The sequence below is a fragment of the Riemerella anatipestifer genome (assembly GCF_009932355.1).
GTDB classification, from domain to species: Bacteria; Bacteroidota; Bacteroidia; order Flavobacteriales; family Weeksellaceae; genus Riemerella; species Riemerella anatipestifer_E.
Genome location: NZ_LEKU01000001.1, coordinates 70,607 through 81,289, shown reverse-complemented (window position 1 = coordinate 81,289; position 10,683 = coordinate 70,607). Strand labels below are relative to the sequence as shown.

Annotated in this window: 8 protein-coding genes and 1 pseudogene; 7 read left to right on the top strand and 2 right to left on the bottom strand. The window is 34.9% G+C overall.

The window, feature by feature from the left end:
- Both GXW81_RS10420 and GXW81_RS00455 read left to right on the top strand, forming a co-directional pair.
- A pseudogene (locus GXW81_RS10420) lies at positions 1-135 on the top strand (IS256 family transposase); the annotation flags it as partial.
- 230 nt (positions 136-365) lie between these two features.
- Entirely contained in the window at positions 366-1,301 is a 936-nt protein-coding gene (locus GXW81_RS00455) for a nitronate monooxygenase family protein (RefSeq protein WP_161530745.1), read from the top strand.
- Positions 1,302-1,335: 34 nt separating this feature from the next.
- Here the strand turns inward: GXW81_RS00455 and GXW81_RS00450 are convergent, their stop codons facing one another.
- Positions 1,336-2,100, bottom strand: a complete 765-nt coding sequence (locus tag GXW81_RS00450) for an enoyl-CoA hydratase/isomerase family protein (RefSeq protein WP_161530744.1) — start codon at positions 2,098-2,100, stop codon at positions 1,336-1,338.
- Positions 2,101-2,193: 93 nt separating this feature from the next.
- Here GXW81_RS00450 and radA point away from each other — a divergent pair, with 93 nt between their 5' ends.
- The 3 genes from radA to GXW81_RS00435 are packed head-to-tail and all read left to right on the top strand — an operon-like array spanning position 2,194 to position 5,710.
- The gene (gene radA, locus GXW81_RS00445; RefSeq protein ID WP_079206950.1) at positions 2,194-3,543 is read left to right on the top strand and encodes a DNA repair protein RadA; all 1,350 of its coding nucleotides are present in this window, start codon (positions 2,194-2,196) and stop codon (positions 3,541-3,543) included.
- A 46-nt stretch (positions 3,544-3,589) separates the two neighbouring features.
- Complete coding sequence (locus tag GXW81_RS00440) at positions 3,590-5,239, top strand: Ig-like domain-containing protein (RefSeq protein WP_161530743.1); 1,650 nt, start codon at positions 3,590-3,592, stop codon at positions 5,237-5,239.
- Positions 5,240-5,245: 6 nt separating this feature from the next.
- On the top strand, positions 5,246-5,710 hold the full coding sequence (locus GXW81_RS00435) for a heme-binding domain-containing protein (protein WP_161530742.1): 465 nt from the start codon (positions 5,246-5,248) through the stop codon (positions 5,708-5,710).
- Between the two features lie 4 nt (positions 5,711-5,714).
- Here the strand turns inward: GXW81_RS00435 and GXW81_RS00430 are convergent, their stop codons facing one another.
- Entirely contained in the window at positions 5,715-6,560 is an 846-nt protein-coding gene (locus tag GXW81_RS00430) for a GLPGLI family protein (RefSeq protein WP_161530741.1), read from the bottom strand.
- Between the two features lie 215 nt (positions 6,561-6,775).
- On the opposite strand from GXW81_RS00430, the gene GXW81_RS00425 reads away from it, so the two are divergent.
- Together GXW81_RS00425 and GXW81_RS00420 are read left to right on the top strand one after the other, a co-directional pair.
- Complete coding sequence (locus GXW81_RS00425) at positions 6,776-8,206, top strand: redoxin domain-containing protein (RefSeq protein ID WP_161530740.1); 1,431 nt, start codon at positions 6,776-6,778, stop codon at positions 8,204-8,206.
- A gap of 222 nt (positions 8,207-8,428) precedes the next feature.
- Entirely contained in the window at positions 8,429-10,618 is a 2,190-nt protein-coding gene (locus GXW81_RS00420) for a TonB-dependent receptor domain-containing protein (protein WP_161530739.1), read from the top strand.
- Positions 10,619-10,683: the final 65 nt, after the last annotated feature.

Below are 10,683 nucleotides of genomic sequence, written 5' to 3'. Positions count from 1 at the left end.
ACAGATGAGGCGGTTATGAAATCAACTTTCTTGGCTTTAAGAGAAGCTACTAAGAAATGGTCGAAACCTATTCATAATTGGGGCTTGATTTTAAATCAATTTTTAACTATTTTTGAACAAAGGGTTCAACTTTAAAAAAGTTAAACCCTCGGTAATTTTAACTTACACACTTTACGGGATAGTGTCGATTTCTTATCGTGTGGAGCGGAATGATTTATAAGAAAAGGAGATTTAATAAAACTAACTTTATCACTATTATATTTTATAGGATAATTCCAAACAACACTTTGTCATGTTGTATTACTTTAATGTTGTGAATTGCTTTCAGTTTTCATTATCTTTGCGATAGTTCACAACTTTCAAATATGAAAAATAGAATTTCAAAGCTCTTCAATATACAATACCCTATCATACAAGGTGGTATGGTATGGCATAGCGGTTGGCGGTTAGCCTCTGCTGTTTCTAACGCTGGAGGTCTCGGACTGATAGGTGCAGGAAGTATGTACCCTGATATCTTAAGAGAACACCTCCAAAAATGCAAAAAAGCCACCAACAAGCCTTTTGGCGTTAATATTCCTATGCTTTATCCTAACTTAGATGAAATCATCAATATTATTATGGAAGAGCAAGTTAAAATCGTATTTACCTCAGCAGGAAATCCGAAAACTTACACCGAAACTTTACAAAAAGAAGGTATAAAAGTAGCTCACGTGGTTTCTTCTCTAAAATTTGCAATAAAATGCGAGGAAGCTGGTGTAGATGCTGTTGTTGCTGAAGGATTTGAAGCTGGTGGACATAACGGAAGAGACGAGACTACCACTTTCTGCCTTATTCCTAATGTGAGCAAACATATCAGCACACCCCTTATTGCCGCAGGAGGCATCGCGACAGGACAACAGATAAAAGCCGCCATGATACTCGGAGCGGACGGTGTACAAATCGGTTCTAGATTTGCAGCCACAACAGAGGCAAGTTCCCACGAAGCCTTTAAACAGAAAATAGTGGAGGCTAAAGAGGGCGATACTCAGCTTACTTTGAAAGAACTCGCTCCCGTTAGGCTATTAAAAAACAAATTCTTCTACGACATAGAAAAACTTTATGATAATGGAAGAGATATAGAAACTCTGAAACAAGCCTTAGGTAGAGCAAGAGCCAAGAAAGGCATGTTCGAAGGTGATTTAGACGAAGGCGAACTAGAAATAGGACAAGTTTCTGCCCTCATAGACGACATTATCTCGGTAGATGAGGTATTTAAAAGGCTTATAAAAGAGTTCAACGAATGTAAAGAGCCTTTCTTATAGTAAATTTAAAGCTACCCTAAACAGGTAGCTTTTTTTATTTTTTAGCTAATCGTGCTTTAATATTTTGTATATTTTCTTTTGCAGTAGCCTCTAATACTAGACTTGCACTCATTAGAATTCGGTCAGGCATAATGCTATCAAAATGCTCTGCACCTTCCCAAGATACTTTTTTAATGAGAGCCAACGCATCAGTACTCCTTTCTGATAACTGTTTCAAAAACGTATCTAGTTTTTCGTCCATAGAAGTTATACTTTCCGAAATATGATGGTAGATGTGATTTCTTTCCGCCCATTCGGCACTTCTAAACTCTGTATCTAGAGACATTGCAGAAAATTGTGATTTTCCTATCTTTCGCTCCACAAACGGACCAATAACAAATGGACCAATACCTAAATTGATTTCTGTAAGTGCTAAAGCTGCCTCTTTTGTAGCGAAACAATAGTCTGCCGCACAAGCGATGCCTACGCCACCGCCTGTAACTTTGCCCTGCACTCTTACAATTATTATTTTACCGCAATTTCTCATTGCATTTAATACTTTAGCAAATCCTCCAAAAAATCTTTTAGAAGCCTCTATATTATCAATCTCTAGTAGTTCATCAAAACTCGCACCTGCACAAAATGCTTTTTCTCCGTGAGATTTAAGTAATATTGCCTTTACTTCTTCTTTCGTTCCTTCGGATAAAATCGTTTGAGCTAATTGTTCTAAAATATGCCCTGGCAAAGAGTTGCTTTTAGGCGTTCCAAAAGTGATGTATGCAATATGATTTTTTATTTCTGAGTTTACAAAAGCTTCCATTTTTTATTGACTTTAGATTTATATTCTACGCTCTGCTAATTTAAGAAAATTTATTTTGTAAATTGCGGTTTCATTTTTAATAGACCTTCAGAAGTGGCTAAATTAAAAACAGTATATTATTGTCAGAATTGTGGTTCGCAACATTCCAAATGGCACGGACAATGCCAAAATTGTGGACAATGGAACACTTTAGTGGAAGAGATTGCAGAGAAAACAACCTCTAAAAATTATGCAGGAGATTTTGGAAGACAGCACCTCATCAACATCATAGAAGTAGAAACACAAGCTGAACAACGCATTAAAACTCCAAGCGAAGAACTTAACAGAGTTTTGGGGGGTGGTATTGTTTTAGGTTCGGTAACTCTTATCGGAGGCGAACCAGGTATAGGGAAATCTACACTACTATTGCAATTAGCCCTTAAAATGAAGAAAAAAATCCTCTATGTTTCGGGGGAAGAAAGTGCCTCGCAAATTAAAATGAGAGCAGATAGACTAACGGAGCTCCAAAATCCGAATTGTTTTTTATACACCGAGACTTCAATAGAGAAAATCTTACACGAAGCCAAAAAACTTCAGCCTGATTTTATGATTGTGGACTCTATACAAACTTTACACTCGCAGGTGATGGAGAGTTCCCCAGGCACAGTGTCTCAAATTAGAGAATGTGCTTCGGAAGTTATAAAGTTTGCAAAAGCGACTAACACGCCTGTTTTTTTAGTGGGACATATTACTAAAGATGGACAAATAGCTGGACCAAAAGTGTTGGAACATATGGTAGATGTAGTTCTTAATTTTGATGGTGATAGGAACCATTTGTTTAGACTTTTAAGAGCGAATAAAAACCGTTTTGGTTCTACTGCTGAGATTGGTATTTATGAAATGATTTCAGCAGGATTGAAAGAAATTAAAAATCCTTCGGAAGTGCTTATTACCAAAAAATCCGAAGAGTTTTCAGGTAATGCGGTGGCAGTAACACTAGAAGGTAACCGCCCTATGTTGCTAGAAATACAAGCCCTCGTAAGTACAGCGGTATATGGTACACCACAGAGAAGTTCTACGGGTTTTGATGCTAAAAGGCTCAATATGCTTTTGGCAGTTTTGGAGAAACGTTCTGGTTTTCAACTCGGGGCTAAAGATGTATTCTTAAATATTACAGGAGGTATCAAAACAGACGACCCAGCTTTAGACTTAGCCGTGGTTGCCGCTATCTTATCTTCCAACGAGGATATTGCAGTGTCGGAGCATTATTGTTTTGCTGGGGAAATTGGTCTTAGTGGAGAAATTCGTCCTGTGCCACAAATAGAAAAACGCATCTCCGAAGCCGAAAAATTAGGCTATCATAAGATATTTGTTTCTAAACAAAATAAGATACCAAAGAAAAAACACAATATAAAAATTGTGGAAGTTTCTAAAATAGAAGACTTTCACGAAGAGATATTTTAAGCATTCATCTTGTTTAAAAACCTTACTTTTGCCTAAATAAAAGAAAATGAAAAAAGTTTTTTTTCTGCTTATCCTTAGTCTTATAATGCACTCTTGTGCTAGAGTAGGTGCTCCTGTGGGCGGTAATAAGGATACTTTAGCCCCTCGTTTTTTAGGAGCTAATATAGACAGTTCTAGAACCAAAGTACCTGTACTTATAAGAGAATTAAGATTAGATTTTGACGAATATGTTAATTTAAAAGATATTCAGAAGCAACTCATTATTTCACCACCTATTAAAAATATAAAGAAGATTATTCCCTCTAATCTTGCCAACAAATATGTATTGATACAGTGGGGAGATACTCTACAAGCTAATACGACTTACAGCTTTAATTTTGGTAATGCCATTGTGGACAACAACGAAGGTAATATTTTACCCTATTTTAATTTTGCTTTTTCTACTGGGGAAAAATTAGATAATCTCTACCTTGCAGGAACGGCACAAAACGCTCTATCTACGCCTAACAGTGAAGCTCAATCTAAATCTAATATAGTAGTGGGGCTTTATAAGGCTTCGGATAGCATCAATTTTAGAGAAAAACCTTACTACATTACTAAAGCTGATAAAGACGGCTATTTTGAGTTGGAGTATTTAGCTCAAGGCAAGTATAAAGTCATCGCTTTTGATGATGAAAATATGAACTCTGTATATGATAAAGGCAAAGAAAATCTAGGTTTTATTAAAGATGAACTTAATGTTACTAAAGGTGTTTCTGGGCTTAAACTCACGCTTTATCCACCTAAAAAAGAGGTGAAATATAAAGAAATAAAAGCCATAGATGGAGGTCTCCTGCTCCTTTTTGAAGGGAAACCCGAAAAAGTAGAAGTGAAGGAAATTACAGGTCTGGTACAAGATTATAAAGTTTCTCATCAGAAGTTTTCAGATTCCGTAAGGGTTTGGTTTGATGCCCAAAAGGAAAATTTAAGCTCCAACCAAGGGACTAATCTTAAATTCAGTTATGATACCAAAGTTAAAAAAGATACCGTCCAGATATTCTATCGCTACAATCCTAAGGAGGAATTTACTCTTAAAAATAATGAAGGGGCTTTACTACCACCTAATCGTCCGTTTAGAATTACGGCTAATATGGAGTTAAAAGAACTCAATACACAACAATGGGAACTAAAGGTGGATTCTGTCAGTCAGCAACCTTTCAAAGCTAAAATAGCCGAAACTTCACCCAACACCATCATTATTGAAAGTGATTTTCAAAAAGAAAAAAAATATCGCTTATTTATTCCGAAGGAAAGTGTAAGCTCTTTCTATAAGTCTAATGCTAAACCTTATGTTTTTGAATTCGAGGCAGACACACCCCAAAACTATGGTTCTGTAACAATAAGACTTAAAAATAAGCCGTCTGCTCCCTTTTGGATAGAGCTTCTAGACCAGCAAAACAAAGTATTATCTAGTAGAAAAACTACCGAAGCGGAACATAAATTTACAGAATTAAAACCTGATACTTATTATATAAGAATTTTGGTAGATAATAACGGTAACGGCATTTGGGATACCGCCGACTTAGCGACTAATACTCCTGCCGAAGATTACTTTGTTTTCCCTAAGAAAATAGAAGCCAGACAGCTATGGGATTTGGTAGAAGATTGGGAACTTCCCAAACAAGAGGTATCAACAACCGAAAACAACAATAAATAAAACCTAATGAAAAAAATATTTAAAATAGCATTGTGGGCGATATTAAGCCTGTTACTGATACAACTTATCCCAATAGACCGTACCAATCCTCCAGTAAACGAAAAGGGTAATTTTGTAAATGTAGAAAATACACCTAAAGAGGTAGAAGTGCTTTTAAAAAAGGCTTGTTACGACTGCCATTCCAACGAAACTAAATACCCTAGCTATGCCTACATTGCACCTATATCTTGGAGCATAAAACACCACATTAACGAAGGAAGAAAGCACCTCAACTTCTCCGTGTGGAATACTTATAACGAGTATCTAAAAAAAGGAGCTTTGGAAGGAAGTATAGAAACTATAAAACGCCACGAAATGCCACTAAAAGGCTATGTAGCACAACACCCAGAAGCACAACTTTCTCAAAAACAAAGACAGCTTCTGCAAGATTATTTCCAAAAGCTACTAGATGAGGAGGTTTATAAAAAATAATGTATTAGTCTTCTAACTCGATAGGATTGTAACCCTTCTTTTCCGACTCATCTCTTTTTTGTTTTTCTCTCAATGCAGTAGTTTGTTCAGGCGAGAGAACTACACCGTCATTTTTCATTGATTGTAATAGGTTCTTCCTAAAATTATCTTTCGTATCCTCTAATTCCTGCTTTGTAACAGATATAGAATTATCATAGCGTTTTTTGTTTATACCTACTATCTTTCCTTTTAAATCTCGACTAGGTAATGATTTTACTAACTCAAAATCATACTCACCTTTTTTGTCCGTCATTTTTATAATCAGACCTGGTAACCCTCCAAACTTATAAGGTCCATAAGGGAAAGGAATTTCAGTAGAGTACCAAGCAATCCAGTCTCTACCCTTAAATCTTAACTCTGCTTTTTTACAACTAAAAGAGTTAACTATCTTTGTTTCATCAACTAATTTCCAACTATTGATTTTAGGCTCTTGATAAGAAAGAACAGAAGTTCCTACAGTTCCATAGAAAATAGTTTTATCATTTTCTTGCACGACTAGAAATTTAGAATTTGTTTTTGGAAATGACTTACCACTAAAATTAATAGAATTTGAGCCACCTCTGATAGCTGTATTCATCTCACTAGTAAAAATAGAATCATACTTTAGTAAATTTTCACTAATAAAAAATGAGCGACTATCACTAACTTGAAGAGAAAATAACTCTTGATAAAGATTTTCAGGATAAAGATTATTAGGTTTCGACTTCAATAGATAAGTAAAACTTCCGCGTAATGAATCGTTTTTATATACTTGTGCATCAATGCATGCAAATAACAACAGTGTTATCGTGAAAATGTATTTTTTAAACATAAAATTAAACCCTTAATTGTTACAAAAATATATTTTATGAAAATAATCAAATACAATAATAGTTAATTTACTTTTTGTGAGTCTTTTTTGTTGAAATTCCAAATCACTAATCAGGATAGTATTCTGTTAAAAAAAAACGTTAATTCCCTAAACCTATTTTTTAACCGAGTTTTATTAACTACCTTTGTGATTGTAAAAAATAATCATTTATATCTATGAAAAAATATCTTTTGTTAGTACTTTTTGCCATTTTAATGGTATCTTGTTCTAAAAATGAAGTTCAAATTTCAGGAACGCTTAAAAATGCTTCTCCTTTAGATAGGATAGAGCTCATCAATGTATCTAGTGCTAGCTCGTTGCCTATTATGAATATAGGAGTAGATGCTAAAGGCAATTTTTCCGCAACGCCAAAAATAGAAGAAGACGGCATCTATCTAATAACCTACGCAAGACAGATGAATTTTATTTATCTTAAAAAAGGAAATAATATTAAAATTACGGCTGACGCTACAGAATTTCCTAGAAAAATGAAAATCTTAGGAGATGGCGAAAAAAATAATGAGTTCCTTACTCAAATGCAATCTTATATAGAGGACTACATGAGCAAAATAGATATGCAACTTATGTCTAAGTCTGAAAAAGAGTTCATTGCAGCAGTAAAAAAAATACAAACAGATGTAGATAAGAAAATAGAAGAGGTTAAGTCTAAAACAAAACCAGACTCCGAAGTGGTAGAATGGAAATCAAGTGAGATGAAAGTAACCCTTCTAATGATTACCGAACAATATGCGGCTATGCATGGTGCGGCTACTGGAAACCCTAATTTCAAGCCTTCGGCTGAATTTACAAAATATCAAGACGGTCTAAAAGGAGATGAGAAGAAATGGATAAAAACCTTGCCTACTTATAGAAGCTACCTACTCATTAAGAATCAAGAAGGTTTTACTAGCTTTATGAATACGCTTCAAAACAAAGAAATCTCTACTACAGAAGCCTTTGTTAAATATCTAGAAGGCAAGAAAGATATTGACCAGTACACGAAAGACCACCTAATTGCTTTCGTTGCAACACAATACGATTTACAACCTCAACATCCAAGAATTAAGCAAGTAATGGAAGTGGTTAATAAATCTATCAAAGACAGCCAGATAAAAAAAGAGTTAGAAAAAGTTAAACTCGCTATACAAGGTATTGAAGTTGGGCAGAAAGCTCCTAGCGTTGATTTAGTTAATAATAAAGGAGAAAAAGTGAGTTTATCTAAATATGAGGGTAAACCAAGCGTTTTAATATTTTATGCTTCTTGGAATCCTTATGTATCCGAAAGCCTTACTCCTTCTGTAAAGCAACTTGCAACTCAATATGGAGGTAAGGTTAATTTGGTAATGATAAATTTAGATGATACTGAAGACCAGTTCAAAAAGACCGAAGCAGCTATGTTTAAAGGATTAAAAGTGGAAAGTTTGTATGCTAAAAACGGTATGAACTCTGAAGCTGCTGATAAATTTGGTATTTATGGATTTAAATTACCGAGTGCTGTGGTAATAGATAAAGACGGTAAAGTGGCTAGCCCTGCAGCTATAGGTAATATAGATATGCAGATAGTAGATGCTTTAAACAAGCTATCTCAACCTACTGCAAAGAAGTAAAAGAATTTTATTTAAAAATAGGCAAAATCGGGCTATCTCTGTGAGATAGCCCGATTTTGCTATATAAATACATGACAAAAATCATTGGTCAAAAATTCATTGATTTTCAATAAATTAAATACAATACACTTTCTTTATTTAGAATTATCCTAAATAAATTTTGTGTAATTACTCAGATATTATACCTTTGTCAAAACTTTTAACAATTCTAAATAAAGTATAATGAAAAAACAACTTTTACCTCTTATAATGTTAGTCTCGGCGGCTTCATTCGCACAAGAAACCGATTCTATAAAATCTAGAAATATAGACGAGGTTGTTATTCAATCTCAAACTATTTTCACCAATAAAGATAAGAACGAAAAAGCGAGTTCTTTTATCTACATTGGTGCTAAAGAATTACAGAAATATAACTACTCTGATGCTAACCGTGTACTTATGGGTAAAACAGGGATACATGTGGTAGAAGAGGAAGGTTTTGGGTTGCGTCCTAACATTATTATTAGAGGTGCTTCTTCGCTTAGAAGCTCGTCTATCAATTTAATGGAAGACGGTGTTTTAGCAGCACCTGCCCCTTATGTTGCACCTGCGGCTTACTACTTCCCTACCATGGGAAGAATGGCTGGCGTAGAAATTCTTAAAAGTAGTGGACAAATTATGTATGGTCCCAATACCATCGGAGGGAGTATGAACATGCTTTCTACTCAAGTACCTAATAAATTTTCAGGCTTTTTAAATGCTTCTTACGGTAATTTCAACACCTATAAAGTGCATACTCATGTAGGAGATAAAATTGGCAAATTCGGATATTTAGTAGAATATTTCACCAATAACTCAGATGGTTTTAAAGAACTTCCGAATGGTAAAAACACGGGGTTCACACTTAATGATGGTATGATAAAGTTGCTGTATGACAATTCTAATGCAGCTATTCCTAATAAACTTCAGTTTAAGCTTCAGGCTTCTAGACAAAACTCTAACGAAACCTATATGGGAATTTCTAAAGAGGACTTCAGTAAAAATGCTTACCAGCGTTACTTATCATCAGAGTTAGATAATATAGAAATCAATCAGCGACAATACTTACTGTCTTATCAAATAGAACCTAGCAAAGAACTTCACTTAAATTTTGATGCTTATAGAAATGAGGTTACAAGAAATTGGTACAAAGTGAATGATGTTAAAGCTGGAGGTAATAAAGTAGGGCTTTCTAACGCTTTAGAAATGGCTGATAACTCTAACGAAATGTTAGCTTTAAAAGGAGCTTATAATGCAGATAATACCATCTATATAAGACATAATAATAGAGACTATATTTCACAAGGACTTCAGTTCAATGGGCATTATCATTTAGGAAAAACGGGAATGGTTCGCTTTGGAGCGAGATACCACTACGACAGCCAAGACCGTTTTCAAGCAGATGATGAATATCTTTCTACATCACAAGGTTTAGCACTAAAAAAACGAGGAAGTGCAGGCTCTCAAGATAATAGAATAGAAGATGCTAATGCTACAGCATCTTATGTTCAATATCAGCAAGAGTTTGGAGCTCTTGTTGCCACTGCAGGGGTAAGATATGAAAATATCACTCTAAGACAAAGAAACTATGGGCGTTCTGATGCAGATAGAACGGGTAAAGATTTAAAAACTACGACTAACAAAGTAGAGTCTTGGATACCAGGGCTATCCTTACTTTATAAAATAAATGATGGTTTAAAAGTATTCGGTAGTGTTCACAAAGGGTTTTCGCCTCCAGGAATTCAACAAGGACAAAAAGAAGAAAGAAGCTGGAACTACGAACTAGGAACAAGATTTAATAACAACTTTGTAGACGCTGAATTGATAGGCTACATCAACGATTATTCTAACCTACTAGGTGCAGATACCAATGTTATGGGTGGCAACACAGGGCAAGGCGATTTATACAATGCGGGAGAAGTATTGATAAGAGGTGTAGAAGCACAATTAAGATATACTATCAGCGGAAAAGATAGTGAAATTAATTTCCCTGTTTCTGTCAATTATACTTACATAGATTCTTCCTTTAAGAAAGATTTTCAATCTCAAGTATTTGGAACAATTAAAGAAGGTGATGCTCTACCATTTATTCCTAAAGAGCAATTAAGTATAGAAGCAGGAGCTAACATCAAAAACTTTAGACTTTCTGCTATCTGGAGATACAGAGGTGATTTTAGCAATAAGGTTTGGCAAGGGTCTATACCAGAGGCGAACCTAGTTCCATCTATGAACATACTAGACGCCTCTATTTCTTACAAGGTAAACAGAAATGCAACTGTTTATGCTAACGCTCAAAATCTACTTAACCAAACCTATTTATCCTCACTTAATCCTTCAGGATACAGACCAGGTATGCCAAGATTTGTAAATGTAGGTGTAAGAATCAGCTTATAATAAAACGCACTAATCTAATATAGTTTTTCATTAAAAAGGAAGATAACTCTATGGAGTTACCTTCC

What these genes read in the sequence shown, in the direction of transcription:
- GXW81_RS00435 (WP_161530742.1), top strand. Translation starts at nt 5,246, where the DNA reads ATGAAAAAAATATTTAAAATAGCATTGTGGGCGATATTAAGCCTGTTA.
- GXW81_RS00440 (WP_161530743.1), top strand. Translation starts at nt 3,590, where the DNA reads ATGAAAAAAGTTTTTTTTCTGCTTATCCTTAGTCTTATAATGCACTCT.
- GXW81_RS00430 (WP_161530741.1), bottom strand. Translation starts at nt 6,560, where the DNA reads ATGTTTAAAAAATACATTTTCACGATAACACTGTTGTTATTTGCATGC.
- GXW81_RS00425 (WP_161530740.1), top strand. Translation starts at nt 6,776, where the DNA reads ATGAAAAAATATCTTTTGTTAGTACTTTTTGCCATTTTAATGGTATCT.
- GXW81_RS00420 (WP_161530739.1), top strand. Translation starts at nt 8,429, where the DNA reads ATGAAAAAACAACTTTTACCTCTTATAATGTTAGTCTCGGCGGCTTCA.
- GXW81_RS00450 (WP_161530744.1), bottom strand. Translation starts at nt 2,100, where the DNA reads ATGGAAGCTTTTGTAAACTCAGAAATAAAAAATCATATTGCATACATC.
- GXW81_RS00455 (WP_161530745.1), top strand. Translation starts at nt 366, where the DNA reads ATGAAAAATAGAATTTCAAAGCTCTTCAATATACAATACCCTATCATA.